The organism is Leuconostoc fallax (genome assembly GCF_004354645.1).
Classification (GTDB): domain Bacteria; phylum Bacillota; class Bacilli; order Lactobacillales; family Lactobacillaceae; genus Leuconostoc_B; species Leuconostoc_B fallax.
The window spans coordinates 129,506-153,411 of the sequence record NZ_PUFI01000009.1; the positions used below are offsets into that span (position 1 = coordinate 129,506).

The following is a 23,906-nucleotide window of genomic DNA, read 5'->3' on the forward strand; positions in this document are numbered from 1 at the left end:
ATGAAAAAAGTCAGATGGTCAAATCTATATTTATGGATAGTCTTCATATTATTATATCTACCTATTTTTTTCCTAGTTATATATTCTTTTAACGCTGGCGATGTGATGCAAGGTTGGGACGGTTTTTCTTTAAAACATTATCAAGAACTCTTTGCCGATACTCGTATTATTGAAATTGTGCTCAATACATTTGTGGTGGCGCTGTTATCCTCTTTGATTGCGAGTGTGATTGGTACTGCAGGTGCATTATATATTTATAATCAGAGCAGTCGGACGATGAAGGATATTGTTTTGTCGTTAAATAATGTTTTGTTAGTCTCTCCAGACGTTATTATTGGTGCGAGCTTTTTGATACTCTTTACGGTTGTTGGTTTTTCATTGGGCTTTATGAGTGTGTTGTTATCACATATTGCGTTTTCGATTCCAATTGTCGTGTTGATGGTTTTACCCAAATTAAAAGAGATGAATACATCTTTAGTAGCTGCTGCAAAAGATTTGGGTGCCAATAATTGGCAGATGTTATCACGCGTTATTTTACCGGTTATTTCACCGGGCATATTAGCAGGCTTTTTTATGGCTTTTACCTATTCATTAGATGACTTTGCGGTCACATTTTTTGTAACGGGGAATGGCTTCTCTACGCTATCAGTCGAAATATACTCGCGTGCTCGTCAAGGAATTAGTCTTGAAATTAATGCCTTAAGTGCTTTGATGTTTGTTGTATCATTGTTACTTGTGTTAACGTATTACTTTGTTTCAACACGATCACAGAATAAAAAGCACACGACGCGCTTAATTACTTCAGCGACGGAGGGCGTCTAATATGAAAAAAATATTAGCTTTTATTGTTTGTGTTTTATTGCTGGTTGGATTAGCTTTTGGCGCGCGTTATTATTTATTGGCAAGTACAGGTAATACACGTGAATCGAGTAAAACCTTAAACCTTTATAATTGGGGCGATTATATTGATCCGGCGTTATTGAAACGTTTCACGGCCGAAACAGGCTATCAAGTTAATTACGAAACATTTGATTCTAATGAAGCGATGTATACAAAAATTAAACAAGGTGGTACGCATTATGATTTAGCCATTCCATCAGAGTACATGATTTCTAAGATGAAACGTGAGCATTTATTATTGAAGTTGGATCATCATCGTCTAAAAGGACTTGAAAATTATGATCAGCGCTTTTTAAATCAGAATTTTGATTTAGGAAACCAGTATTCTTTACCATATTTTTGGGGAACGTTGGGCATTATTTATAATGAAGACACCGTGAGTGCAAAAGAAGTGCAACACTGGGATCAATTGTGGTCACCTCAATTTAAACAACGTATTATGCTGATTGATTCAGCAAGAGATGTACTTGGATTTACTTTGATTACGCAAGGTAAGTCAGTTAATACACGGTCGGCTGCTGATTTAGCTGCGGCACAAGGCAAGTTATCTACTTTGATGCCTAACGTTAAGGCGATTATTGCAGACGAGATTAAAATGTATATGGCACAAGGTGAGGCTGATGTTGCGGTCACTTATTCTGGTGAAGCCGCAGAGGCGATGAGTCATAATTCGCATTTGCGTTATACGGTACCTTCAGAAGGATCCAATGTATGGTTTGATAATATAGTGATGCCAAAGACTGCCAAAAATAAAAAAGCAGCCTATGCTTTCTTGAATTTTATGAACGAGCCAAAGAATGCAGCACAAAATGCTGAATATATTGGATATGCGACACCGAATAAAAAGGCGTTGGCTTTATTACCAAAGTCGATTCGGAATGATCGACAATTTTATCCAGATGATAAAACAATCGCACATTTGCAAGTTTATGATGATTTAGGACAGAAATGGACTGAAAAGTACAATGATGCCTTCTTAGAGTTTAAGATGGTTAATCGTTGATTAATTATAAAAAAATACTAGAAAAGCCTTGCTATTGCAAGGTTTTTCTAGTATTATATACAAGTACGCTTTTGTAAGAGCACGAGTATAAGTGCTCTAAAACACTGGTGTATCAATGTTTAGCAATGATGTTTAAGGTTGCGACACGCGCGGCCGCGTTGCCATGGGCGCGCAAACACAAGCATATGTTGTCGGTTTTTAAACGGAGTTAGCTGGTTTTGAAAATCAACGAGGAGGCACGAAAATGGCACAAAAGAAAATCCGTATCCGCTTGAAGGCATACGAGCACCGTATTTTAGATCAATCAGCAGAAAAGATTGTTGAAACAGCTAAGCGTACGGGCGCTGAAATTGCAGGTCCTATTCCTTTGCCAACAGAACGTACATTGTATACAATTCTACGTTCACCACATAAGCACAAGGATAGCCGTGAACAATTTGAAATGCGCACGCATAAGCGTTTGATTGACATTGTGAACCCAACTGATAAAACAGTTGATTCATTACGTAAGCTTGAATTACCAAGCGGCGTAGCAATCGAAATTAAGTTGTAATTGATATAAATTACGAGAATATATATTAAACTATTGAGGAGTATAGTCATGACTAAAGGTATCTTAGGCCGCAAAGTCGGTATGACTCAGGTTTTCACTGAAACTGGCGAATTAATCGCAGTTACTGCAGTTGAAGCTACACCAAACGTTGTTTTGCAATTAAAAAATGCAGAAACAGACGGATACAGTGCAGTGCAACTTGGTTACCAAGATAAGCGCGAAGTTTTGTCAAACAAACCTGAACAAGGTCACGCTAAAAAAGCAAACACGACCCCTAAGCGCTACATTCGTGAAATCCGTGACGCGGAAGGCGAATTTAACGTTGGGGATGAGATTAAAGTTGATACATTCCAAGCTGGTGATTACGTCGATGTAACTGGTATCACTAAGGGACATGGTTTCCAAGGTGCTATCAAGCGTTTGGGACAATCACGTGGTCCTATGGCTCACGGATCTCGTTACCACCGTCGCCCTGGTTCAATGGGTGCTATCATCAACCGTGTGTTCAAGGGAAAGCTTTTGCCTGGTCGCATGGGTAACAACAAGCGTACAATGCAAAACGTTGCAATCGTACATGTTGATGTTGAAAACAACCTATTGTTGCTAAAGGGTAACGTACCTGGTGCAAACAAGAGTCTATTAACAATTAAGTCTACTGTAAAAGTTAATGCAAAGCATCCTGCAATCAAGATGGCTGGTGTAGAAGCAGCTGCTGCAGACGAAGCTTAATATAAATTATTTAGAAAGGAGAACAATCATGACTAAAGTTGCTGTATTAAAGCAAGATGGTAGCCAAGCTACAGAAATCGAATTGAACGATGCGGTGTTTGGTGTTGAACCAAACAATGCGGTTGTGACAGACGCTGTTTTGATGCAACGTGCTGCACTTCGCCAAGGAACGCACGCTGTTAAAAACCGTTCAGCAGTGAGCGGTGGTGGTAAGAAGCCTTGGAAACAAAAAGGTACTGGACGTGCCCGTCAGGGTTCAACGCGTTCACCACAGTGGCGTGGCGGTGGAGTTGTCTTCGGACCTACACCTCGTTCATACGCTTACCGTATCAACCGTAAATCATATCAATTAGCGTTGAAATCAGCTTTGAGCCAAAAAGTATCAGAAAGCAAGTTACTTGTTGTTGATGCTTTGAGTTTTGAAACACCAAAGACAAAGGCTTTTGGCCAAGTTTTGGCTAACTTGTCAGTTGATTCAAAAGTATTAGTTATCGTTGACGAAGATAATGATAACGCAATCTTGTCAGCTCGTAACTTGAACAATGTACAAGTTATGACAGCTAAGGGTATTAACGTGCTTGACGTGGTAAACGCTGACAAATTAGTGATTGTTCAGTCAGCAATCGAAGAAATCCAAGGAGGTCTTGCCTAATGGATGCACGCGATATTATCCGTCGCCCAATCATCACCGAAGCTTCAATGGCGCAAACAGAAAACAAGCGCTATGTCTTCGAAGTTGATGTGCGCGCTACAAAGCCTCAAATTAAGCAGGCTATCGAATCAATTTTCGATGTACAAATTTCACGTTTGAATACAGCAAACGTACGCGGCAAGAAGAAGCGCCAAGGACGTTATGTTGGTTACACACGTAAGATGAAGAAAGCAACGGTAACGTTGTCACAAGATTCAAAAGATATTCAAATCTTTAACGAAGGTTAATCTTAAAAGGAGGAAAAGACATTGGCTATCAAGAAATACAAGCCAACCTCAAACGGTCGTCGTAATATGACATCTTTGGATTTCGCTGAAATCACAAAGAGTGTACCGGAAAAGAGTTTGTTGGCCAAAAAATCAAAAACTGGCGCACGTAACGCATCTGGTCGTATGACAGTACGTCATCACGCTGGTGGACATAAACAAGCTTATCGTTTGGTTGATTTCAAACGTATTAAGGATGACAAGACTGCTACGGTTAAGGCAATCGAATATGATCCAAATCGTACAGCAAACATCGCTTTGTTAGTATATGAAGATGGTGTTAAGTCATATATCTTGGCGCCTAAGGGACTTAAGGTTGGTGCAAAAATCCAATCTGGTTCTGATGCCGATATTAAGATTGGTAATGCCTTGCCATTAGCTAACATCCCTGAAGGTACTTTAATTCACAATATTGAATTGAAGCCTGGTAAAGGTGGACAGTTGGCACGTTCAGCTGGAACATCTGCTCAAATTTTGGGTAAAGATGGTAAGTATGTGATTGTACGTTTGACTTCAGGTGAAGTTCGTATGGTATTGGCAACAAACCGTGCAACAATTGGTGAAGTTGGTAATGCAGAACATTCATTGGTTAACTGGGGTAAAGCTGGTCGTAACCGTTGGCGTGGTAAGCGTCCACACGTACGTGGATCAGTTATGAACCCTAACGATCACCCACATGGTGGTGGTGAAGGTAAGGCGCCTGTCGGTCGTCCAAGTCCAATGAGCCCATGGGGTAAGAAAACAGCAGGTAAGAAGACTCGTAACGTTAAGAAGCAGTCTTCAAAGCTAATTGTTCGCGGCCGTAAAGGCAAGTAAGGAAGGAGACAAATAATGGCTCGTAGTTTAAAAAAGGGACCATTTGCGGACCCACACTTGCTTAAGAAGATTGACGCACAACAAGACTCTGAAAAGAAGTCTGTGATCAAGACTTGGTCACGTCGTTCAACAATCTTCCCAAGTTTTATCGGCTTTACAATTGCCGTTTATGATGGTCGCAAGCACGTTCCAGTTTATGTACAAGAAGATATGGTTGGTCATAAGTTGGGTGAATTTGTTCCAACTCGTACGTTTAAAGGTCACAAGAACGACGACAAGAAGACCGCTAAATAATAAGGAGGAAATTGAGAAATGGCTGAACAAGTTACTTCAGCTCGCGCGACAGCCAAGATTGTTCGCGTTGCCCCACGTAAGGCACGCTTAGTTCTTGATACACTTCGTCGCAAGAGTGTTAACGAAGCATTTGCAATTTTGCAGTTCCTACCTAACACGTCTTCAGAAGATATTTATAAGGTTTTGAACTCAGCAGTTGCTAATGCTGAAAACAACTTCTCTCTTGATAGAGAAGATCTAATTGTGAAGGAAGCCTTTGCTAACGAAGGACCAACGCTTAAGCGTTTCCGTCCACGTGCCAAGGGTTCAGCTTCACCTATTAACAAGCGTACTAGCCACATCACAATTGTGGTTGCTGAGAAGGAGGCAAAGTAATGGGTCAAAAGATTAACCCTACTGGATTCCGTGTCGGCGTTATTCGCGACTGGGATGCAAAGTGGTTTGCTGACAAGGCTGATTATGCTAACCAACTTCACGAAGATTTGCGTATTCGCAAATTTATCGAAAAGAATTTAGCTGACGCCTCAGTTGATCGCGTTGAAATTGAACGTAGTACAAAGTCACGTGTTGATATTTCTATTCATACTGCAAAGCCAGGAATGGTTATTGGTAAGGGTGGATCTGAAGTTGAAAAGCTTCGTACACAGTTGGCAAAGTTAACAGATGTTGATGAAAAAGGACGTGCCAAGCGCGTGTTTATTAACATTGTTGAAATCAAGAAGCCTGACTTGTCTGCCCACTTGGTTGGACAACAAGTTGCCGGAGACTTGGAACGCCGTGTGGCATTCCGTCGTGCAATGCGTGGCGCTATTCAGCGTGCAACGCGTTCTGGCGCAAAGGGAATCAAGATCATGGTTTCAGGACGTTTGAATGGTGCAGATATTGCTCGTATTGAACAATATACTGAAGGTACAGTACCTTTGCACACATTGCGTGCTGATATTGATTACTCATGGGACGAAGCTGATACAGCTTATGGTCACTTGGGTATCAAGACATGGATTTACCGTGGTGATATCTTGCCTAAAAAGGCAAACAAGACTAATAAGTAAGGAGGGAAGCAAACATGTTAGTACCAAAGCGTGTTAAGTTCCGTCGTGTACACCGTGGCCACATGCGTGGTGAGGCTAAAGGCGGCAAGACTGTAACATTCGGTGAGTATGGTTTGCAAGCTACAACTTCAAGTTGGATTACAAATCGTCAGATTGAAGCTGCTCGTATTGCAATGACACGTTATATGAAGCGTGGTGGTAAGGTTTGGATTAAAATCTTCCCTCACAAGTCATATACATCTAAAGGTGTCGGTGTACGAATGGGTAATGGTAAGGGTGCTCCCGAAGGTTGGGTAGAACCAGTTAAGCGTGGCAAGGTCATGTTTGAAGTTGGTGGCGTTCCAGAAGCAACAGCTCGTGAAGCTTTGCGTTTGGCACAACACAAGTTGCCTGTACGTACGAAAATTGTTACTCGGGAGGCTGAATAATGGCTAAAGCAAGTGAATTAAAGTCATTGTCACTTGCGGATTTGCAAAAGCGCGAAGCCGAATTCAAGGAAGAATTATTCAACCTACGTTTTCAATTGGCTACTGGTCAATTAGAGAATACGGCGCGTATCGCACAAGTTCGTAAGGACATTGCACGGGTAAAAACAGTTATCCGTCAACAAGAATTGGCAACTGCCAAACAATAAGACGAAAGGAAGAAAGCTGAAAGATGAGTGAAGATCGTAATGCTCGTAAGGTTTACCAAGGTCACGTGGTTTCAGATAAGATGGACAAGACAATTACTGTCGCTGTTGATACTTATGTTAACCACCCTACCTATGGTAAGCGCGTTAAGTATACCAAGAAGTTTAAGGCTCATGATGAAAACAACTCAGCCAAGATGGGTGATATTGTTCAAATTATGGAAACGCGTCCATTGTCTGCAACTAAGCACTTCCGTTTGGTAAAGATCGTTGAAGAGGCAGTTATTCTTTAATTCGATTTTTTCAATCGTCGTAATTAATTGCTAATAAGGAGGAAGAACCATGATTCAACAAGAGAGTCGTTTAAAAGTGGCCGATAACTCCGGTGCACGTGAAATCTTGACGATTAAAGTGCTCGGTGGTTCAGGCCGTAAGTTTGCTGGTGTGGGTGACATGATTGTTGCAACTGTTAAGCAAGCTATTCCTGGTGGTAATGTTAAGAAGGGTGACGTCGTAAAGGCAGTCATCGTTCGTACAGTTTCAGATGTTCGTCGTACTGATGGCTCATACATCAATTTTGATGAAAATGCTGCTGTTATTGTGAAGGACGATAAGTCACCAGTTGGTACACGTATCTTTGGTCCTGTTGCACGTGAATTGCGTGACAGTGATTATATGCGTATCGTTTCATTGGCACCAGAAGTGCTCTAATAATGACAAGGAGGAGCCAATCATGTTTGTAAAAACAGGTGATAAGGTTCGCGTCATTGCAGGTAAGGATAAGGGAAAAGAAGGCGTAATTAATAAAATTATTTCTTCTCAAGACCGTGTCGTTGTCGAAGGCGTGAACATCGTTAAGAAGCATCAAAAGCCTTCTAACGAATATCCACAAGGTGGTGTTATCGATATCGAAGCACCTATCCATGTTTCAAACGTGCAATTGCTTGACCCTTCAACTAACGAACCAACTCGTGTTGGTTTTAAAGTAGAAGATGGTAAAAAAGTTCGCGTTGCTAAAAAGTCTGGTAATGTATTAGGCTAATATTCGAAAGGTGAAATCATTTTCATGGCTAACAGTCTTAAAGAAAAATATGTTAATGAAGTTCAACCTGCTTTAATCAAAAAGTTTGATTTCACATCATCAATGCAAGTTCCAAAAATTGATAAAATTGTTTTGAACATGGGTGTTGGTGATGCTGTTTCAAACTCAAAGAACTTAGATGAAGCGGTTGAAGAATTGAAGTTGATTTCTGGTCAAAAGCCAGTTATCACAAAAGCCAAGAAGTCAATCGCTGGTTTCCGTTTGCGTGAAGGTATGTCAATCGGAACCAAGGTAACATTACGTGGTGAGCGTATGTTTGAGTTCTTGGATAAGTTAATTAATGTTTCATTACCACGTGTTCGTGATTTCCGTGGTGTATCATCAAAAGCTTTTGATGGTCGTGGAAATTACACATTAGGTATTCGCGAACAATTGATTTTCCCAGAAATCGATTATGATCAAGTTAATCGTGTTCGTGGTTTGGATATCGTTATTGTTACAACAGCTCAAAACGACGAAGAAGGTCGTGCATTGTTGTCACAATTAGGTATGCCATTTACTAAGTAATAATTAGTTTAAAAACGCAGTGAAGCTCTATAGAGCGATGCGTTTTTAACTATGTTAGAGTAATAATTATTCTCTCATAGTTAAAAGCGGGTCGTAATGTGCGGCTCGCTTAAAAATATGAAGGAGGATATCGATAGATGTCTATGACTGATCCGATTGCAGATTTTTTGACACGTGTTCGTAACGCCAATTTGGCGCATCACGAAGTTGTTGAAGCTCCTGCATCAAAAATTAAGAAGAGCATTGCTGAAATCTTGAAGTCTGAAGGTTTCGTTCGTGATATTGAATATATCGATGACAATAAGCAAGGTGTTATCCGTGTATTCTTGAAGTACGGCGAAGACCGTCAGCGTGTTATCACAGGTATTAAGCGTGTATCAAAGCCTGGCTTACGTAAATATGCCAAGGCTGAAGAACTTCCAAAAGTGTTAAATGGCTTGGGTGTTGCAATTATTTCAACATCAGAAGGTGTTATCACTGATAAGGAAGCTCGTCAAAAGCAAATTGGTGGCGAAGTTATCGCCTACGTTTGGTAATACATCTAAGAAAGGAGACTTACCATGAGCCGTATTGGAAATAAGGCAGTTGCTATCCCTGAAAATGTAGAAATTACACAAAATGGTGCAACTGTTACTGTTAAAGGCCCTAAGGGCGAATTATCACGCGAAATTTCTTCAGCAATTACTTTAAAAGTTGAAGAAACAGAAGCTATCTTTACTCGTTCAAGCGATGACAACCGTACAAAAGCTTTGCACGGTACAACTCGTGCAAACGTTCATAACATGGTTGAAGGTGTTTCAACTGGATTCAAAAAGACTTTGAAGCTAGTTGGTGTTGGATATCGTGCTTCAAAACAAGGCGACAAGCTTGTTTTGAACGTTGGCTATTCACATCCTGTGGAATTCGAAAATCGTGAAGATTTGACTGTTGAAGTGCCAGATTCATTAACTGTTATTGTTTCAGGTATCAGCAAGCAACGTGTTGGTGATCTTGCCGCAGAAATTCGCGCTGTTCGTGCACCTGAACCTTATAAGGGTAAGGGAATTCGTTACGAAAACGAAGTTGTTCGTCGTAAGGAAGGTAAGACAGGTAAGTAATTTATTTTACTTATGTGCCTAACGCATTCATTTATTGATTAAATAATAATCGGCTATATATTAGTCTTTAAGAAAAGGAAAGCACAGCTATGATTTCAAAACCAGATAAGAATAAGCTCCGCGCAAAGCGCCATAAGCGCGTTCGTGGAAAGGTTTCTGGTACTGCTGAGCGCCCCCGTTTGAACGTTTTCCGTTCTAATACAAACATCTACGCGCAATTAATTGATGACGTAGCGGGTGTAACGCTAGCAAGTGCCTCAACACTTGACACAGAAGTTTCAAGTGGTTCAAAAACAGAACAAGCAACAAAAGTTGGTACTTTGATTGCACAACGCGGTCAAGAAAAGGGTATCAGCGATGTTATCTTTGATCGTGGTGGATATTTATATCACGGTCGTGTTCAGGCTTTGGCCGAAGCAGCTCGTGAAAACGGGTTGAAGTTCTAAAGAAAGGAGGAATAAATAATGGTTGAATTCGTTAATCCTAAGTCACTTGGTGAATTAGAAGAAAACGTTGTTGCTATTAACCGTGTTACAAAAGTTGTCAAGGGTGGACGTCGTTTGCGTTTTGCTGCCTTGGTAGTTGTTGGTGACAAGGATGGACACGTTGGATTTGGTACTGGTAAAGCACAAGAAGTACCTGAAGCAATCCGTAAAGCTGTTGAAGATGCTAAGCGTAAGTTGATTACTGTTCCAACAGTTCAGACAACTATTCCTCATGAAGTACTTGGTGAATGGGGCGGCGGTAAGATTTTGGTTAAGCCCGCCGAAGAAGGTTCTGGTGTTGCTGCCGGTGGTGCAGCACGTGCCGTAATGGAACTTGCAGGTATTGCTGATGTGACTGCCAAGTCATTGGGTTCAGCAACTCCTGTTAACGTTGTTCGTGCAACTTTCGATGCTTTGATTAGCTTGAAAGATGCTGAAGAAGTAGCAAAGTTGCGTGGTGTTTCTTTGGAACACTTAGCTGAATAAGGAGCGATAATATGGCTGATTTAAAAATCACTTTGATCAGAAGTGCGGCTCATCGCTTACCTAAGCAACGTGCGATTGTTAAGTCACTTGGCTTAGGTCGCGTTAATAGTTCAGTGGTGAAGCCTAATAACGAAGCTACTCGTGGTGCAATTTTCCATATTGCACACTTAGTTAACGTTGAAGAAGTTAAATAATTTAACTAAAAAGTTACTCACTAAAATAGGAGGTACCGAAAATGAAGTTGAATGAATTACAACCAGCTGAAGGTTCACGTCAAGTACGTAACCGTGTTGGCCGTGGTACATCATCTGGTAACGGTAAAACAGCCGGACGTGGTCAAAAGGGTCAAAAGGCTCGTGGTAAGACACGTTTGGGATTTGAAGGTGGTCAAATGCCTTTGTACCGTCGTATTCCAAAGCGTGGATTTACAAATATTTCACGTAAAGAATACGCAGTTGTTAATTTGGACAAGTTAAACAGCTTTAATGATGGTGATGAAGTAACACCAACACTTTTGATTGAAAACGGTATTGTTAAAAACCAAAAGTCAGGTGTTAAAATTCTTGCTGTTGGTCAACTTGAAAAGAAGTTAACAGTTAAAGCACATAAGTTCTCAGCTGCCGCAGTTGCTGCAATTGAACAAGCCGGTGGTTCTACTGAGGTGATTTAATGCTTAGCACGTTATTTAATGCAGTACGTGAGAAAGATATTCGAAAGAAGTTGGGATGGACATTTTTGATTCTGTTTGTCTACAGAATAGGGACACATATTACAGTTCCTGGTGTTGATCCTGCTGCTTTGACGAATATGGCCAATTCTGGGTTAATGAATATATTAAACATATTCTCTGGTGGCGGCTTGATGAATTACTCGTTGTTTGCAATGGGTGTTTCACCATACGTGACGGCACAAATTGTTGTGCAACTTTTGCAATTAGATATCGTGCCTCGCTTTGTGGAATGGAGTAAGCAAGGTGAAGTTGGAAGACGAAAGTTGAACAACGCCACACGATGGTTGACCCTTGTACTTGCTTTTGTCCAATCTGTAGGTATAACAGCTGGATTTAATTCACTGTCAGCATACGGATTGGTGAGTCAAACTAATAGTTTGAGTTCATTTGTGATTATTGGATCAGTAATGACAATTGGAACAATGTTTGCAGTTTGGCTTGGCGAAATGATTACTGAAAAAGGATTAGGAAACGGTGTTTCCATGGTCATTTTTGCAGGTATTATTTCACAAGTACCATCTGGCTTATATGAGCTCTTTAAGGAGAATATATTAGAAGCCAGTGCAAATGAAAAAGTAAACGGTTGGGTGTTTATGATTGTGTTACTCATTGCGATTGTCTTAGTCATTGCAATTGTGACATGGTTCTATGAAGCCACTCGCCGATTACAGATGCAGTATACGCGATCAGCAGCAGCATATGGGAGTGAAGCCTATTTGCCACTGAAGGTCAATGTATCTGGTGTGATACCGGTTATCTTTGCATCATCATTTATTTCAACACCACAAACCGTCTTATTTGCTTTCCAGGATAAATACAGTTCGGCAGGATGGTATCAAGTGATGCAACAGTTGTTTAGTATGACAACTGTACCAGGTGCTATATTATATACTGTTCTAATTATCGTCTTTACTTATTTTTATGCCTTTGTTCAAGTTAATCCTGAAAAGCTATCTGATAATTTACAGAAGCAGGGTGCTTATATTGTAAGTATTCGCCCCGGAAAAGAAACAAAAGCCTTTGTTTCGCAATTACTACTTAATTTGAGTTTTGTTGGTTCTTTGTTCTTGGGATTCGTAGCATTAGTGCCATTAATCGCTGGAGATATTTGGGGGCTAAACGAACGCATTGGATTAGGTGGTACTAGCTTACTGATTACTATTGGTGTTGCACTAGATTTGATTCGTCAAATCGATGGATTAATGCAAAAGCGTAATTATATTGGATTTATTAAAAAGGAACAATTAGCAGCTCGGGAGGCAACTAATGGCTAAAAATTTGATTTTATTGGGTTTGCCAGGTGCCGGTAAAGGTACTGAAGCAGATCTTATAGTAAAGGACTATCCACTTGTTCATATTAGTACGGGCGATATTTTCCGTGCTAACTTGGCAAATGACACTGATCTTGGCCAAAAAGCAAGAGCTTTTATGGACGCAGGTGATTTAGTTCCAGATGAAATTACTAATGCAATGGTTGCTGATCGATTAGAAAAAGATGATGTCGAAGCCGGCTTTATGCTAGATGGTTATCCTAGAAATGAAGCACAAGCAATTTTCTTAGATCAATATTTAGCTGAAAACGGCAAGAAAATTTCGGCAACTATTTATTTCGAAGTTTCTGATGATATTTTGCGTGAAAGATTACTTGGACGTGGACGTGAAGACGATACACCAGAAGTAATTGACAATCGCTTAGCTGTTAATAAAGCAGCAAACTTGCCTTTGGTAGATTATTATCAAAAGTCAGGTGTGTTACATGCAATTAATGGTGGTCGCGAAGTTAACGACGTGTATCATGATGTGAAAAAAGTTTTAGATAGTTTGGATTAATTCATTTCTAAACACTAAAAATATTGAATATCATTGTTTTTTCTGGTAGAATATGCTAGTTGGACACTGTCATTTGATATAACATGAAGCACAGGAGGTTAAGTGCGTGGCCAATGATGTCATCGAAATTGAAGGTAAAGTAAAAGAAACATTACCTAATGCAATGTTCCAAGTACAACTTGAAAATGGTGCGGTTATTTTGGCGCATGTATCTGGTAAGATTCGTAAGAATTTTATCCGAATATTGCCAGGAGATCGTGTTACTGTTGAAATGTCACCTTACGACTTAACGAAGGGTCGTATTACGTATCGTTTCAAATAGGCGATTGAAATAATCAGTTAACCGAATAGGAGGAATAGATTATGAAAGTACGTCCATCAGTTAAAAAGATGTGTGATGCTTGTCGTGTTATCAAGCGTAATGGTCGCACAATGATTATTTGCTCAGCTAACCCTAAGCATAAGCAACGTGCAGGCAAGTAAAAATAAAATCAATTAAGGTTTAGCCTTAATTACATACTATAAGGAGGTAAATTGTTATGGCTCGTATTGCAGGTATAGATTTGCCACGTGACAAGCGTATTGTCATTGGCTTAACTTACATTTACGGAATCGGTAATACTACAGCACAGAAGGTCTTAACAGAAGCAAAAGTTTCTGAAGATGTTCGTGTACGTGATTTAACTTCTGATCAAGAAGATGCTATCCGTGCAGCTGTGGACCAATTGAACTTACAATTGGAAGGTGATTTGCGTCGTAAGATATCACTTGATATCAAGGGATTGCAAGAAATCGCTGCTTACCGTGGCATTCGTCATCGTAAGGGCTTACCAGTTCGTGGACAAAACACGAAAAATAATGCCCGTACACGTAAAGGCCCAGCTAAAGCAATTGCTGGTAAGAAGAAGTAATTATTTTTTAATAGGATAGGAAACTATTCTTACATAAATATAATGACCTTTTTCTGCAGTCATCCTCACCGATACTGCAAATGATTATCGTAACCATTAGTTACGTATTGTTGATTATATAAAGTATAATCCGAGAAATTATAGATAAAGTATTGAAAAGGAGGCAGATAGATGGCAGGTCGTACAACGCGTAAGCGCCGTGTGAAAAAGAATATTGAAACTGGTGTGGCTCACATCCATTCAACGTTTAATAACACCATCATCATGATTACAGATGTTCAAGGTAACGCAGTTTCTTGGTCATCAGCCGGTGCACTTGGCTTCAAAGGAAGTCGTAAGTCAACACCGTTCGCAGCTCAATTAGCTGCTGAAGCAGCAGCTAAAAGTGCCATGGAACAAAACATGCGCACTGTTGCGGTAACTGTTAAAGGACCTGGTTCAGGTCGTGAATCAGCTATTCGCGCTTTGGCAGCTGCAGGCTTGGAAGTGACATCAATTAAAGATGTTACCCCAGTACCACACAACGGTTCACGTCCACCAAAGCGTCGTCGTGTTTAATCGAATTTCATTGCTCTTGCTGTGAAAGAAGGGGTAAATAATTAACAGATGATTGAATTTGAAAAGCCAAACATTCATAACATCGAAGAGGATGCCCGCTACGGCAAGTTTGTTGTAGAGCCTCTTGAGCGTGGCTATGGTACGACTCTTGGTAATTCCTTGCGTCGCATCTTGTTGTCATCGCTTCCAGGCGCAGCCGTTAATACGGTCCAGATTGATGGCGTTGTCCACGAGTTTTCGACTGTGGATGGCGTTGTTGAGGATGTTACTCAACTAATTTTAAATTTGAAAAAAGTTGTGCTAGCTATTGATTCTGATGAAGAAAAAAGCCTTGAAATTGATGTTCAAGGTCCAGCAGAAGTTACTGCCGCTGATTTACAGGGCAGTGCTGATATTGAAGTTTTGAATCCAGAATTGCACTTAGCTACTGTAGCAGCAGGTAAGTCATTGCATATGACAGTCACGGCAGTAAAGGGTCGTGGTTATTCATCAGCTGATGAAAACAAGCAATTGCGTGATGAAATGCCAATCGGCGTTTTGGCGGTTGATTCAATTTATACACCAATTGAACGTGTTAATTATCAAGTTGAGAATACTCGTGTTGGTCAACGTGATGATTATGACAAGCTCACTTTTGATATTTGGACAAATGGTTCTATCAAGCCAAGTGATGCTTTGAGTTTAGGTGCGAAGATTTTATCTGAACATTTGAATTTGTTCACTGATATTTCTAGTGTTGCTGCAGAGACTGAAGTAATGGTAGATGTTGAACAAACAGTTTCTTCTGTACAGGATTCTGCACCAATTGAAGATTTAGATTTATCAGTTCGTTCTTATAATTGTCTTAAACGGGCCGGCATTAACACCATATCGGAGTTGACTGATCGTTCTGAAGCCGACATGATGAAAGTACGTAATCTCGGTCGGAAATCACTTGATGAAATCCAAGAAAAGCTCATTGAAATGGGTCTTGGATTTCGCAAGGAAGATTAACGCATGACTTTAAACTACTAATACAAAGGAGGATTCACCAATGACATATCGTAAGTTGGGTCGTACAAGCTCACAACGTAAAGCGATGTTGCGTGATTTGACTACTGATTTACTAATTAATGGTCGTATTACAACAACTGAAGCTCGCGCAAAAGAAGTTCGTAAGACTACTGATCAAATGATTACATTAGGTAAGCGCGGTGATTTGTCAGCACGTCGTAAGGCTGCTGCATTCGTTCGCAATGAAGTTGCTGATGTTATCGAAAATGATGATAATGTAAAGGTACAAACAGCTTTACAAAAGTTGTTTGATGATGTTGCACCCCGTTTCGCAGAGCGTAATGGTGGGTATACACGAATTCTCAAGACTGTCCAACGTCGTGGCGATGCCGCTCAATTGGTCATCTTGGAACTCGTTGACTAATCATTATTAAAATAAAAACGTATTGCTAATAAGCAATACGTTTTTTTATTGATGTCGATGAAGTAATCTGGTATTTAATAACTGTAATTGTTGTTTGATTTTGGTATCAGGCAATGATTCAATTAAAGCATTTAATTGCTCGTTATTGTGCATCAATAAATCATTTAATTGTTCAATAGCATGCGCGTTAACAACAAGTTCATGTAATTGATTTAATTGCGTTGGCGTGATGGCATCACGTAGTGCAAGAAGTTTTTTTAAGTCATTACGTTTTGTCTCATCTTGCAAGGCAAACAATATGGGAGCGGTGTAGATACCATTTTGTATATCTTGACCAGTTGGTTTACCTAATGCGAGGTTATCACCTAATTCAGAAAAATCTAAATAATCATCTAATAATTGAAATGTCATACCCATAGTTTCGCCAATTTTTTGCATTAAATCGCGAAAGTTGTTGATTTCGTCATTTGGACGACTCATTATACCAAATAACGTACTCATTCTAAACAGCGCAGCTGTTTTACCTTTAATTTGAAGAAGATACTCGTCAAAAGTCATATCTAGTCGATAACGATTTTGTTTTTGTGATAATTCACCAAATAGTATTTCTTTTAAGGACTCATTTGCGTACTGATTAACTTCAATATTATTAACCTTGTTAAGCAAAGTAAACATACCAGTCAGTAAATAATCACCCGAATAAACGGCGGTATCCTTACCAAAACGTGTTTGTATGCTTGTCTGACCGCGCCTTAACTTAGATTCATCAATAATATCATCATGAATAAGTGTCGCTAAGTGAAGTAATTCGACACTAGCACCCAATGTAATAGCATTTTCATTGTAAGCTTCATCAGTTAACTCAGAAAATAGTAATGTTAATGCAGGTCTAACAAGTTTACCAGCGTTTAATTGTGATTTGATCGCAGTGTCAATATCTTTGAAGCCAATTGTCCAACTACTAGAAACTTGCTGAAGCACTAATTCTAGTGGTTTTTTTAATTCTGGAAATTCATCCCAAATTATTGGCAATGTAGGTGACGTCGCCATAGTTTTCTCTTTTCAACTCTTTATGTACGGAATGTAGCATCACTGCCACACTCTATCATTATAACTTATTTATGAATTTCATCGTAGTATGATTTTGCTTTACCATACCATAATTGACCAAACCATTTTTGGAGTAAAGGTACAACAAAGAAATCTAAACCAATACCACGGCCGGATCCATTCATGATGGCAAGGCTACCTAAGATTAAGAACCAATGGATGACATCAAAACCATTCATTGCCCAAGCACTAATTGCCAAAATGATTGAAACTAAACCAAGGGGCCAAGTGAATAGGCCTAAAATCAAACCAGAACCAACGATAAGTTCTAAGAAACTGGCAATACCTTGTTGCCAGAAGAGGTCGTTCATACCGGTATTTAGATTGCCAAGTGCTGCTAGGATCCAGAAAACACCGAGTAATAGACGTAGCGGGGTTGCCCACAAAACGTTACCTAAGCGAGAAATTGTACCTCTAAATGGATTACGGCCATTTTCAGTACGGAAGAATTCATCCAAAGTATAGTTGAAAATAGAATACGCAGAACGAATTTGAGAATAGAAATACAAGTTAATGGCGTGTTTAGCCATACCGGCCATAAAGCCAGAAATGTTGATATTCTTTAAAAGACTGGCAACTGTATAATGTGAACCGATCGATACAGCAAATCCGTGATATTTCACAACATCGGTGAATGTCTTACGTGAACCTAATCCTAAGTCAGCTAATATATTAATGACTGCTGTTTTCGCGGCATTCTCTGCACCTTCAACAGTTTGTGGCACCGGACCAGTTGTCTTATCGACATAAGACAAAGTATCACCGGCAACATAAATATGTTCCTCTGCACTGTCGTCATCTGAAGTAGCGCGCATATAATCATCTGCTTCAATACGACCACCACGGCCATATTTGAATCCCCAATCAGAGATGAATGATTTAGCTTTAACACCAGCTGTCCAAATTAATGAACGCGTGGCTAAGCGTGAACCATCTGCAAACGTAATACCGGTTTCATCAACTGATGTAACACGTGAATCGGTGCGAATATCAACACCGTGTTCAGTCATATAACGGTATGCTTTGTCAGCTAATTTACGATCTTTTAGCATATTTAAAATCTGTGGTGAGGCTTCTAACATGACAAGTTTAATTTCATTCTCATCAAGCTTGTAAGTCTTAGCGAGGACCTTACGTTGCTCAATGAACTCACCCATTAATTCAGTTCCTGTGAACCCAGAACCAACAACAGCTATTGTTAGCATCTGTTCACGCTTAACTGGATCTAATTCCGCAGCCCCTTGACCAACGGTGTTTTCAATATGATTACGAATGGTTAGAGATTCTTCCATTGACCATAGTTCAAATCCGTGTTCTTTAACGCCAGGGGTACCAAAGTCATTGGATTGGCCACCGACAGCTAAGATTAACTTTTCGTAGGGGACATCACCTTGGGTTGTACTGACGATTCGTTTAGATTTATCAACACCATTAACTTCGGCAGTTAAAAGCTTAACGTTTTTATGTTGGTAAAAGAGATGTTCTAGATCTTCTTGGACATGTTGTGGTGCCACACGTTGTGAGGCCACTTCATGTAATTCTGTCATATAAGTAAAGTAAGAATGTTTGTCGATAAGGATAATGTCATAATCTTTTTGTGACTTTAACTTATGAGATAGGAGTTTGGCTGCAAAAACACCACCAAACCCCGCACCGACGACAACAATGTTCTTTTTTGGCATGATAAAAACTCTTCCTTTGTGAAAAATGTAATATGATAATAGTAAAGCCAATACAATTATAGCGCTATAAAAGCTATTTTAAAAGAATTATCGCTTGAAAAGTTTGTGAAAGTAGCTTTACATTTTATTACGGCCTATACGATAATATTATGATAAAATAATAGCTAATGGAAAATGCGATTAAGATTAACAATTTAACATATCAGTACCAAAATCAGACGACGTTATTTCAGGATTTTAATTTAACGATTGATCCTGGACAGTGGGTGGCTTTGGTCGGCCATAATGGCTCTGGCAAGTCGACTTTAGCAAAATTAATTATGGGGTTGTTAACGCCAACACAAGGTGGAATTACCGTATTCAATCAAGTTTTATCTGAATCAACGGTTAATGACGTTCGTAGCCAAATTGGTATGGTTTTCCAAAATCCAGATAACCAATTTGTTGGTGCTACCGTCGCTGATGATGTGGCATTTGGTTTAGAGAATAATGAAATTGATACAAAACTCATGCCAAAAATGATTGCTAAAACGCTCGAAATTGTCGGGATGTCTGAATATCAGGATCGAGAACCACATACGTTATCTGGTGGTCAAAAGCAACGCGTAGCACTAGCTAGTGTGCTCGCTTTACAACCTAAAATCATTATTTTAGATGAGGCGACGGCAATGCTTGATCCTGAAGGACGGCAGGCAGTAATGGCAACACTGACACAGTTAAAAGAGCAGTTTGGTGATGCATTAACTTTGGTGACGATTACGCATGACATGGATGAGGCAGCACTAGCTGATCGCGTAGTTGTGATTAATGATGGACAATTGATTTTAGATGGTACACCCGCGCAAGTCTTTTCAGAAGCAGACGTTTTGCATCACAACGGGTTGGGCTTACCTTTTTCTGGTGAAGTAGTTGCGCATTTGAATCAAAAACCCCAAAAATACTTAAATGAAAGTGAATTAATTTCTTGGCTATCAACTTCCAACAAGTAAATTTTAGTTATGGTGCAGGGACGTCACTTGAACAGCCGATCCTATTTGACATCACGGCGAACTTTCCAACAGGGCAAGTGACGGCTGTAGTTGGTCAGACTGGATCAGGGAAATCGACACTGATTCAGCATATTAATGGTTTATTGTTGCCCACTGAAGGGCAGGTAACCGTTGCAGATCACCACATCACCGCAAACACTAAAGAAAAAGAATTGATGCGCATTCGTGAAAAGGTTGGCATGGTATTTCAATTTCCAGAAAATCAACTGTTTGCAAATACTGTTCTGGAAGATGTGATGTATGGGCCAATTAATTTTGGATACAGTCGATCTGATGCCAAAAACGCCGCAGAAATTGCCCTAAAGCGTCTAAATGTATCTGAGACGCTATGGGAGAAATCTCCGTTTGAACTATCGGGTGGGCAAATGCGGCGTATTGCCATTGCTGGTGCGTTGGCTAGTAATCCTGATATCGTTGTTTTGGACGAACCTGCAGCCGGGCTAGACCCTAGGGGTCAACAAGAATTATTAAATTTGGTTATTGAATTAAAGACGTTGAATAAAACAGTGATTTTAATTTCACATCAAATGGATCATGTGGCTCAAATTGCAGATCAGGTCATTGTTATGCATGAAGGTAAAGTGGCAGCGCAAGAAGCGCCAGAACAATTGTTTAATCGTGATATACAATGGTTTACTGACATGAAGTTGGATTTACCAAAAGCTGGGCAATTTGCCGAAAAGCTTAGACAGCAAGACTGGCAGTTTGAGCAAAGGCCGTTAACCATTAAAGCATTAACAGATCTCATTAATTCTAGGGGGACAACGCATGGGTAATATTATGATTGGTCGTTTCGTTCCTGGAAAGTCAGTCGTTCATCAGTTAGATCCTCGAACAAAAATTATTGGTACTTTTGTATTCATCTTGCTCATGTTATGGGCAAATACGTGGTCAACTTATCTAGTAGCGGCGATATTTGTCTGGTTCACTATTTTATTAACGCAACAACCGCTTAAAATGTATATTGATGGTTTAAAGCCAATCTTTTGGCTACTAGCCTTCACAATTGTGTTGCAGATATTTTTCACTGGGGGTACACCGGTATTACTACATTTTGGTTTTATTAAAGTTACCCTGCCTGGTGTGATTAATGCTTTGTTTGTCATGTTTCGTTTTGTTTTAATTATTTTAATGTCGACAATTATGACATTGACAACACCACCCACCAGTATTGCAAATGCGCTAGAATCGCTATTAAAACCATTAAAATCGCTTAAAGTACCAGTTGCAGAAATGGCTTTGATGCTTTCAATTGCTTTACGTTTTGTACCATTATTAATGGATGAGACACAAAAAATTATGAATGCTCAAAAATCACGAGGTATGAGTTTTTCAACAGGTGGGCCGGTGAAACGTGCTAAGGCGATTGTACCACTACTGATTCCGCTGTTTGTTGGTGCCTTACAACGCGCACTAGACTTAGCTAATGCCATGGAAGTCCGGGGATTTAAAGATGCCGAGCATCGTACTAAATATCGCATTTTAAAATATAAAAAACAGGATTATCAAGCTTTTGCAAGTTTACTTCTGTTTTCTATTATTTTCTTTTCAGTTTTGTATTTAATTTAATTTGACTTATTTTAAAGGCGGACGCACTAAGCGTCTTTTTTAGAGTACAAAGGAGTATGAGTATGCCGCGTTATAAAGCAATTGTAAGTTATGATGGTTCAGGATTTTTTGGTTTTCAAGTACAAAATGATGTGCGAACAGTTCAAGGAGAGCTCAACAAAGTCGTCAATCAGATGGCCAAAAATCCAGCAACACCAATTCGTGTCATTGGTGCTTCTCGAACAGATACTGGTGTGCATGCACTTGGACAAGTTATTAATTTTGACTTGCCGTTTAATATACCTGCAGCTAGTGTACGCAAAGGGTTGAATACTTTATTGCCACGTGACATTATGATTCGAGAGGTTGAAATTGTTAACGATGACTTTCATGCGAGATTTAATTCGCATCATAAGAGATATTTTTATCGTTTATCAACGCAAGATTTTGTCGATCCATTTAAGCGGAAATATGCTGGTCATTTTCACTGGCCATTAGATATTCAACGCATTGAGAAAGCGTTACCTGACTTATTGGGAGAACATGATTTTGCGAGCTTTGCGGCTTCTGGTAATCAAACTCAAACAACAATCCGTCGGATTACACGTGCCGACATTATTAATAAGCCTGATGAACAGGAAATTGTTTTTATATTTGAAGGCAACGCCTTTTTGTATAATCAAATTCGTATTATGGTTGGTGTTTTATTGGAAATTGGGACAGGGAAGCGACCAGTTCATGATATTCAACGCTTAATTGAAGTCAAAGATCGTTCGCAAGCACGTTTTACGGCAGCTGCGGCCGGCCTATATCTAGATGAAATTAGCTATAGTTAAAAAATAATAATAATATAATGATAGTTATAATCAGTGGTTTCAACGGTAACTTGAAAATAAATTAATAATTGTGTATAATAGTCTCATTATATTTTAAAGTTGGAGAAAATTTATGGGCATATGGCAACGCATCATCAAAAAGAATTCGCCAGATAGATATTTAGCATCAGATAAACATTTACATCGCGTGTTAGGCGTTAAAGATTTCTTGGCGCTGGGCGTCGGAACAATTGTATCAACATCCATTTTCACCTTACCAGGTGTCGTAGCAGCGCAGCATGCTGGACCAGCTGTAATATTGTCATTTTTGGCAGCAGCCATTGTCGCAGGCTTCGTTGCCTTGGCGTATGCTGAAATGGCATCAACTATGCCATTTGCGGGATCAGCCTATTCATGGATTAACGTCATTTTTGGCGAAGTATTTGGTTGGATTGCCGGTTGGGCCTTATTGGCTGAATATTTCATTGCTGTCGCATTCGTGGGATCAGGGTTATCGGCTAACTTCCGTGCAGAATTGGCAATGCTAGGTCTTAAAGTACCCGATAACTTGGCGGGCGCACTCGATACACATGGGCTATTTGGTTGGTCCGAATCAATTTCTGGTCCTAGTGGTGGGGTTGTTGACTTAGTTGCCATTGTTGCAATTCTTATTGTCGCAGTTTTGTTATCACTTTCAGTATCTTCTACATCACGTGTTGAAATGATATTAGTAATTGCTAAAGTTATTGCAGTGCTAATCTTCATTGTTGTTGGTTTAACCGCTGTACACCCTGCTAACTATCACCCATTCATTCCAGCACCAAGTACTAATCCTGATGGCACACCATTTGGTGGTTGGGCTGGAATCCAAGCTGGTGTCGCAATGATTTTCTTGGCTTATATCGGATTTGATTCGATTGCAGCCAATTCAGCTGAAGCTAAAAATCCGCAAAAGACAATGCCACGTGGTATTTTGGGATCATTAGTTATTGCCGTTTCATTATTCTCAGCCGTTTCCTTAGTTTTGGTGGGAATGTTTAAATATACGAACTATAAAGACAATGCGGAACCTATTGGTTGGGCATTGCGTGAAGCTGGATTTGGTGGTGTGGCCACAGTTGTACAAGGTATTGCCGTAATCGGAATGTTTACTGCCTTGATTGGTATGATGATGGCAGGTTCACGTTTGCTTTACTCATTCGGTCGAGATGGCTTATTACCTAAATCATTGGGTACGTTGAATAAGAAAGGCTTACCTAATAATGCACTACTTGTATTAACAATTGTTGCAGTGATTATTGGTGGTGTCTTCCCATTCACTTTCTTGGCACAATTGATTTCTGCAGGAACATTAATTGCGTTTATCTTTGTTTCATTTGGTATTTATGCATTACGTAAACGAGAAGGTGTTGACTTACCAGAAGCCGGTTTTAAAATGCCAGGGTACCCTGTTACGCCTGCCATTGCTGGTTTGCTGAGCATGTGGGTTTTCTCAGGATTAAGTAGAGATGCACAACTTTATGCCGGTGTCTGGTTCATAATTGGATTATTAGTTTACTTGTTATATGGTGTACGACACAGTAAGCAAAATGGTTAAATAACGGTCAAACAGTCAGTTTACAA

At 39.8% G+C, this 23,906-nt stretch carries 37 protein-coding genes; 35 read left to right on the plus strand and 2 right to left on the minus strand.

Annotated features, from left to right (window positions below):
- From C5L23_RS03475 to rplQ, 30 genes are all read left to right on the plus strand, one after another.
- The gene (locus C5L23_RS03475) at positions 1 to 822 is read left to right on the plus strand and encodes an ABC transporter permease (protein WP_133264297.1); all 822 of its coding nucleotides are present in this window, start codon (positions 1 to 3) and stop codon (positions 820 to 822) included.
- Between the two features lies 1 nt (position 823).
- Positions 824 to 1,903: an ABC transporter substrate-binding protein gene (locus C5L23_RS03480; protein WP_133264298.1), complete on the plus strand. Its 1,080-nt coding sequence runs from the start codon at positions 824 to 826 to the stop codon at positions 1,901 to 1,903.
- Between the two features lie 244 nt (positions 1,904 to 2,147).
- Positions 2,148 to 2,456 carry a 30S ribosomal protein S10 gene (gene rpsJ / locus C5L23_RS03485; protein ID WP_010008196.1) on the plus strand — a complete coding sequence of 103 codons (309 nt, stop codon included), beginning with the start codon at positions 2,148 to 2,150 and terminating at the stop codon, positions 2,454 to 2,456.
- 48 nt (positions 2,457 to 2,504) lie between these two features.
- Entirely contained in the window at positions 2,505 to 3,185 is a 681-nt protein-coding gene (rplC, locus tag C5L23_RS03490; RefSeq protein ID WP_010008195.1) for a 50S ribosomal protein L3, read from the plus strand.
- A 28-nt stretch (positions 3,186 to 3,213) separates the two neighbouring features.
- Complete coding sequence (rplD, locus tag C5L23_RS03495; protein ID WP_010008193.1) at positions 3,214 to 3,837, plus strand: 50S ribosomal protein L4; 624 nt, start codon at positions 3,214 to 3,216, stop codon at positions 3,835 to 3,837.
- A complete protein-coding gene (rplW, locus tag C5L23_RS03500; protein WP_010008192.1) occupies positions 3,837 to 4,124 on the plus strand; it encodes a 50S ribosomal protein L23 in 288 nt (95 codons plus the stop codon). The genes rplD and rplW overlap by 1 nt, the downstream gene beginning before the upstream one ends.
- Positions 4,125 to 4,145: 21 nt before the next feature.
- Entirely contained in the window at positions 4,146 to 4,979 is an 834-nt protein-coding gene (gene rplB, locus C5L23_RS03505; protein WP_010008190.1) for a 50S ribosomal protein L2, read from the plus strand.
- Between the two features lie 15 nt (positions 4,980 to 4,994).
- Positions 4,995 to 5,273: a 30S ribosomal protein S19 gene (gene rpsS, locus C5L23_RS03510; protein ID WP_010008189.1), complete on the plus strand. Its 279-nt coding sequence runs from the start codon at positions 4,995 to 4,997 to the stop codon at positions 5,271 to 5,273.
- Positions 5,274 to 5,291: 18 nt separating this feature from the next.
- Positions 5,292 to 5,648, plus strand: coding sequence for a 50S ribosomal protein L22 (gene rplV / locus C5L23_RS03515; protein WP_010008188.1), 357 nt, complete (start codon positions 5,292 to 5,294; stop codon positions 5,646 to 5,648).
- Positions 5,648 to 6,325, plus strand: a complete 678-nt coding sequence (rpsC, locus tag C5L23_RS03520) for a 30S ribosomal protein S3 (RefSeq protein ID WP_010008186.1) — start codon at positions 5,648 to 5,650, stop codon at positions 6,323 to 6,325. The genes rplV and rpsC overlap by 1 nt, the downstream gene beginning before the upstream one ends.
- A gap of 14 nt (positions 6,326 to 6,339) precedes the next feature.
- Positions 6,340 to 6,753, plus strand: a complete 414-nt coding sequence (rplP, locus tag C5L23_RS03525) for a 50S ribosomal protein L16 (RefSeq protein ID WP_010008184.1) — start codon at positions 6,340 to 6,342, stop codon at positions 6,751 to 6,753.
- The gene (gene rpmC, locus C5L23_RS03530; protein WP_010008183.1) at positions 6,753 to 6,959 is read left to right on the plus strand and encodes a 50S ribosomal protein L29; all 207 of its coding nucleotides are present in this window, start codon (positions 6,753 to 6,755) and stop codon (positions 6,957 to 6,959) included. Before rplP ends, rpmC begins: the two co-directional genes overlap by 1 nt.
- Positions 6,960 to 6,982: 23 nt before the next feature.
- On the plus strand, positions 6,983 to 7,249 hold the full coding sequence (rpsQ, locus tag C5L23_RS03535) for a 30S ribosomal protein S17 (protein ID WP_010008181.1): 267 nt from the start codon (positions 6,983 to 6,985) through the stop codon (positions 7,247 to 7,249).
- A gap of 49 nt (positions 7,250 to 7,298) precedes the next feature.
- A complete protein-coding gene (gene rplN, locus C5L23_RS03540) occupies positions 7,299 to 7,667 on the plus strand; it encodes a 50S ribosomal protein L14 (RefSeq protein ID WP_010008180.1) in 369 nt (122 codons plus the stop codon).
- Positions 7,668 to 7,689: 22 nt separating this feature from the next.
- Complete coding sequence (rplX, locus tag C5L23_RS03545; RefSeq protein ID WP_010008179.1) at positions 7,690 to 7,998, plus strand: 50S ribosomal protein L24; 309 nt, start codon at positions 7,690 to 7,692, stop codon at positions 7,996 to 7,998.
- A gap of 24 nt (positions 7,999 to 8,022) precedes the next feature.
- On the plus strand, positions 8,023 to 8,565 hold the full coding sequence (rplE, locus tag C5L23_RS03550; RefSeq protein ID WP_010008176.1) for a 50S ribosomal protein L5: 543 nt from the start codon (positions 8,023 to 8,025) through the stop codon (positions 8,563 to 8,565).
- A gap of 137 nt (positions 8,566 to 8,702) precedes the next feature.
- Entirely contained in the window at positions 8,703 to 9,101 is a 399-nt protein-coding gene (gene rpsH, locus C5L23_RS03555; RefSeq protein ID WP_010008175.1) for a 30S ribosomal protein S8, read from the plus strand.
- A 24-nt stretch (positions 9,102 to 9,125) separates the two neighbouring features.
- Positions 9,126 to 9,662, plus strand: coding sequence for a 50S ribosomal protein L6 (gene rplF / locus C5L23_RS03560; protein WP_010008174.1), 537 nt, complete (start codon positions 9,126 to 9,128; stop codon positions 9,660 to 9,662).
- An 89-nt stretch (positions 9,663 to 9,751) separates the two neighbouring features.
- Positions 9,752 to 10,108, plus strand: a complete 357-nt coding sequence (gene rplR, locus C5L23_RS03565; RefSeq protein ID WP_010008172.1) for a 50S ribosomal protein L18 — start codon at positions 9,752 to 9,754, stop codon at positions 10,106 to 10,108.
- Positions 10,109 to 10,126: 18 nt separating this feature from the next.
- Complete coding sequence (gene rpsE, locus C5L23_RS03570; protein ID WP_010008171.1) at positions 10,127 to 10,633, plus strand: 30S ribosomal protein S5; 507 nt, start codon at positions 10,127 to 10,129, stop codon at positions 10,631 to 10,633.
- 11 nt (positions 10,634 to 10,644) lie between these two features.
- On the plus strand, positions 10,645 to 10,827 hold the full coding sequence (gene rpmD, locus C5L23_RS03575) for a 50S ribosomal protein L30 (RefSeq protein ID WP_010008170.1): 183 nt from the start codon (positions 10,645 to 10,647) through the stop codon (positions 10,825 to 10,827).
- Between the two features lie 41 nt (positions 10,828 to 10,868).
- Positions 10,869 to 11,303, plus strand: a complete 435-nt coding sequence (gene rplO, locus C5L23_RS03580) for a 50S ribosomal protein L15 (protein ID WP_010008169.1) — start codon at positions 10,869 to 10,871, stop codon at positions 11,301 to 11,303.
- The gene (gene secY / locus C5L23_RS03585) at positions 11,303 to 12,637 is read left to right on the plus strand and encodes a preprotein translocase subunit SecY (protein WP_010008168.1); all 1,335 of its coding nucleotides are present in this window, start codon (positions 11,303 to 11,305) and stop codon (positions 12,635 to 12,637) included. Before rplO ends, secY begins: the two co-directional genes overlap by 1 nt.
- Positions 12,630 to 13,193: an adenylate kinase gene (locus C5L23_RS03590; RefSeq protein ID WP_010008167.1), complete on the plus strand. Its 564-nt coding sequence runs from the start codon at positions 12,630 to 12,632 to the stop codon at positions 13,191 to 13,193. Before secY ends, C5L23_RS03590 begins: the two co-directional genes overlap by 8 nt.
- A gap of 106 nt (positions 13,194 to 13,299) precedes the next feature.
- Entirely contained in the window at positions 13,300 to 13,515 is a 216-nt protein-coding gene (gene infA / locus C5L23_RS03595) for a translation initiation factor IF-1 (RefSeq protein ID WP_010008166.1), read from the plus strand.
- Between the two features lie 41 nt (positions 13,516 to 13,556).
- On the plus strand, positions 13,557 to 13,676 hold the full coding sequence (rpmJ, locus tag C5L23_RS03600; RefSeq protein WP_002816013.1) for a 50S ribosomal protein L36: 120 nt from the start codon (positions 13,557 to 13,559) through the stop codon (positions 13,674 to 13,676).
- 56 nt (positions 13,677 to 13,732) lie between these two features.
- Positions 13,733 to 14,104 (plus strand): 30S ribosomal protein S13, encoded by a 372-nt coding sequence (gene rpsM, locus C5L23_RS03605; protein WP_010008163.1) that lies wholly within the window; start codon positions 13,733 to 13,735, stop codon positions 14,102 to 14,104.
- A gap of 171 nt (positions 14,105 to 14,275) precedes the next feature.
- A complete protein-coding gene (gene rpsK / locus C5L23_RS03610) occupies positions 14,276 to 14,662 on the plus strand; it encodes a 30S ribosomal protein S11 (RefSeq protein ID WP_010008162.1) in 387 nt (128 codons plus the stop codon).
- Between the two features lie 48 nt (positions 14,663 to 14,710).
- Positions 14,711 to 15,655, plus strand: a complete 945-nt coding sequence (locus C5L23_RS03615) for a DNA-directed RNA polymerase subunit alpha (RefSeq protein WP_010008161.1) — start codon at positions 14,711 to 14,713, stop codon at positions 15,653 to 15,655.
- A gap of 40 nt (positions 15,656 to 15,695) precedes the next feature.
- Entirely contained in the window at positions 15,696 to 16,079 is a 384-nt protein-coding gene (gene rplQ / locus C5L23_RS03620) for a 50S ribosomal protein L17 (RefSeq protein ID WP_010008160.1), read from the plus strand.
- 45 nt (positions 16,080 to 16,124) lie between these two features.
- Here the strand turns inward: rplQ and C5L23_RS03625 are convergent, their stop codons facing one another.
- Both C5L23_RS03625 and C5L23_RS03630 read right to left on the minus strand, forming a co-directional pair.
- Complete coding sequence (locus C5L23_RS03625; protein WP_133264299.1) at positions 16,125 to 17,129, minus strand: polyprenyl synthetase family protein; 1,005 nt, start codon at positions 17,127 to 17,129, stop codon at positions 16,125 to 16,127.
- Positions 17,130 to 17,194: 65 nt separating this feature from the next.
- Complete coding sequence (locus C5L23_RS03630; RefSeq protein WP_133264300.1) at positions 17,195 to 18,871, minus strand: FAD-dependent oxidoreductase; 1,677 nt, start codon at positions 18,869 to 18,871, stop codon at positions 17,195 to 17,197.
- Between the two features lie 167 nt (positions 18,872 to 19,038).
- Between C5L23_RS03630 and C5L23_RS03635 the strand changes: the two genes are divergently transcribed.
- From C5L23_RS03635 to C5L23_RS03655, 5 genes are all read left to right on the plus strand, one after another.
- Entirely contained in the window at positions 19,039 to 19,860 is an 822-nt protein-coding gene (locus C5L23_RS03635; protein ID WP_010008157.1) for an energy-coupling factor transporter ATPase, read from the plus strand.
- Positions 19,836 to 20,696, plus strand: coding sequence for an energy-coupling factor transporter ATPase (locus tag C5L23_RS03640; protein WP_010008155.1), 861 nt, complete (start codon positions 19,836 to 19,838; stop codon positions 20,694 to 20,696). Before C5L23_RS03635 ends, C5L23_RS03640 begins: the two co-directional genes overlap by 25 nt.
- Entirely contained in the window at positions 20,689 to 21,489 is an 801-nt protein-coding gene (locus tag C5L23_RS03645; RefSeq protein WP_010008153.1) for an energy-coupling factor transporter transmembrane component T family protein, read from the plus strand. The genes C5L23_RS03640 and C5L23_RS03645 overlap by 8 nt, the downstream gene beginning before the upstream one ends.
- Before the next feature lie 62 nt (positions 21,490 to 21,551).
- A complete protein-coding gene (gene truA, locus C5L23_RS03650; protein ID WP_010008151.1) occupies positions 21,552 to 22,304 on the plus strand; it encodes a tRNA pseudouridine(38-40) synthase TruA in 753 nt (250 codons plus the stop codon).
- A 112-nt stretch (positions 22,305 to 22,416) separates the two neighbouring features.
- Complete coding sequence (locus tag C5L23_RS03655) at positions 22,417 to 23,880, plus strand: APC family permease (RefSeq protein WP_010008149.1); 1,464 nt, start codon at positions 22,417 to 22,419, stop codon at positions 23,878 to 23,880.
- Positions 23,881 to 23,906: the final 26 nt, after the last annotated feature.

Coding starts and splice junctions, on each gene's coding strand:
- C5L23_RS03475 (WP_133264297.1), top strand. CDS start 1: ATGAAAAAAGTCAGATGGTCAAATCTATATTTATGGATAGTCTTCATA.
- C5L23_RS03480 (WP_133264298.1), top strand. CDS start 824: ATGAAAAAAATATTAGCTTTTATTGTTTGTGTTTTATTGCTGGTTGGA.
- rpsJ (WP_010008196.1), top strand. CDS start 2,148: ATGGCACAAAAGAAAATCCGTATCCGCTTGAAGGCATACGAGCACCGT.
- rplC (WP_010008195.1), top strand. CDS start 2,505: ATGACTAAAGGTATCTTAGGCCGCAAAGTCGGTATGACTCAGGTTTTC.
- rplD (WP_010008193.1), top strand. CDS start 3,214: ATGACTAAAGTTGCTGTATTAAAGCAAGATGGTAGCCAAGCTACAGAA.
- rplW (WP_010008192.1), top strand. CDS start 3,837: ATGGATGCACGCGATATTATCCGTCGCCCAATCATCACCGAAGCTTCA.
- rpsS (WP_010008189.1), top strand. CDS start 4,995: ATGGCTCGTAGTTTAAAAAAGGGACCATTTGCGGACCCACACTTGCTT.
- rplV (WP_010008188.1), top strand. CDS start 5,292: ATGGCTGAACAAGTTACTTCAGCTCGCGCGACAGCCAAGATTGTTCGC.
- rpsC (WP_010008186.1), top strand. CDS start 5,648: ATGGGTCAAAAGATTAACCCTACTGGATTCCGTGTCGGCGTTATTCGC.
- rplP (WP_010008184.1), top strand. CDS start 6,340: ATGTTAGTACCAAAGCGTGTTAAGTTCCGTCGTGTACACCGTGGCCAC.
- rpmC (WP_010008183.1), top strand. CDS start 6,753: ATGGCTAAAGCAAGTGAATTAAAGTCATTGTCACTTGCGGATTTGCAA.
- rpsQ (WP_010008181.1), top strand. CDS start 6,983: ATGAGTGAAGATCGTAATGCTCGTAAGGTTTACCAAGGTCACGTGGTT.
- rplN (WP_010008180.1), top strand. CDS start 7,299: ATGATTCAACAAGAGAGTCGTTTAAAAGTGGCCGATAACTCCGGTGCA.
- rplX (WP_010008179.1), top strand. CDS start 7,690: ATGTTTGTAAAAACAGGTGATAAGGTTCGCGTCATTGCAGGTAAGGAT.
- rplE (WP_010008176.1), top strand. CDS start 8,023: ATGGCTAACAGTCTTAAAGAAAAATATGTTAATGAAGTTCAACCTGCT.
- rpsH (WP_010008175.1), top strand. CDS start 8,703: ATGTCTATGACTGATCCGATTGCAGATTTTTTGACACGTGTTCGTAAC.
- rplF (WP_010008174.1), top strand. CDS start 9,126: ATGAGCCGTATTGGAAATAAGGCAGTTGCTATCCCTGAAAATGTAGAA.
- rplR (WP_010008172.1), top strand. CDS start 9,752: ATGATTTCAAAACCAGATAAGAATAAGCTCCGCGCAAAGCGCCATAAG.
- rpsE (WP_010008171.1), top strand. CDS start 10,127: ATGGTTGAATTCGTTAATCCTAAGTCACTTGGTGAATTAGAAGAAAAC.
- rpmD (WP_010008170.1), top strand. CDS start 10,645: ATGGCTGATTTAAAAATCACTTTGATCAGAAGTGCGGCTCATCGCTTA.
- rplO (WP_010008169.1), top strand. CDS start 10,869: ATGAAGTTGAATGAATTACAACCAGCTGAAGGTTCACGTCAAGTACGT.
- secY (WP_010008168.1), top strand. CDS start 11,303: ATGCTTAGCACGTTATTTAATGCAGTACGTGAGAAAGATATTCGAAAG.
- C5L23_RS03590 (WP_010008167.1), top strand. CDS start 12,630: ATGGCTAAAAATTTGATTTTATTGGGTTTGCCAGGTGCCGGTAAAGGT.
- rpmJ (WP_002816013.1), top strand. CDS start 13,557: ATGAAAGTACGTCCATCAGTTAAAAAGATGTGTGATGCTTGTCGTGTT.
- rpsM (WP_010008163.1), top strand. CDS start 13,733: ATGGCTCGTATTGCAGGTATAGATTTGCCACGTGACAAGCGTATTGTC.
- rpsK (WP_010008162.1), top strand. CDS start 14,276: ATGGCAGGTCGTACAACGCGTAAGCGCCGTGTGAAAAAGAATATTGAA.
- C5L23_RS03615 (WP_010008161.1), top strand. CDS start 14,711: ATGATTGAATTTGAAAAGCCAAACATTCATAACATCGAAGAGGATGCC.
- rplQ (WP_010008160.1), top strand. CDS start 15,696: ATGACATATCGTAAGTTGGGTCGTACAAGCTCACAACGTAAAGCGATG.
- C5L23_RS03625 (WP_133264299.1), bottom strand. CDS start 17,129: ATGGCGACGTCACCTACATTGCCAATAATTTGGGATGAATTTCCAGAA.
- C5L23_RS03630 (WP_133264300.1), bottom strand. CDS start 18,871: ATGCCAAAAAAGAACATTGTTGTCGTCGGTGCGGGGTTTGGTGGTGTT.
- C5L23_RS03635 (WP_010008157.1), top strand. CDS start 19,039: ATGGAAAATGCGATTAAGATTAACAATTTAACATATCAGTACCAAAAT.
- C5L23_RS03645 (WP_010008153.1), top strand. CDS start 20,689: ATGGGTAATATTATGATTGGTCGTTTCGTTCCTGGAAAGTCAGTCGTT.
- truA (WP_010008151.1), top strand. CDS start 21,552: ATGCCGCGTTATAAAGCAATTGTAAGTTATGATGGTTCAGGATTTTTT.
- C5L23_RS03655 (WP_010008149.1), top strand. CDS start 22,417: ATGGGCATATGGCAACGCATCATCAAAAAGAATTCGCCAGATAGATAT.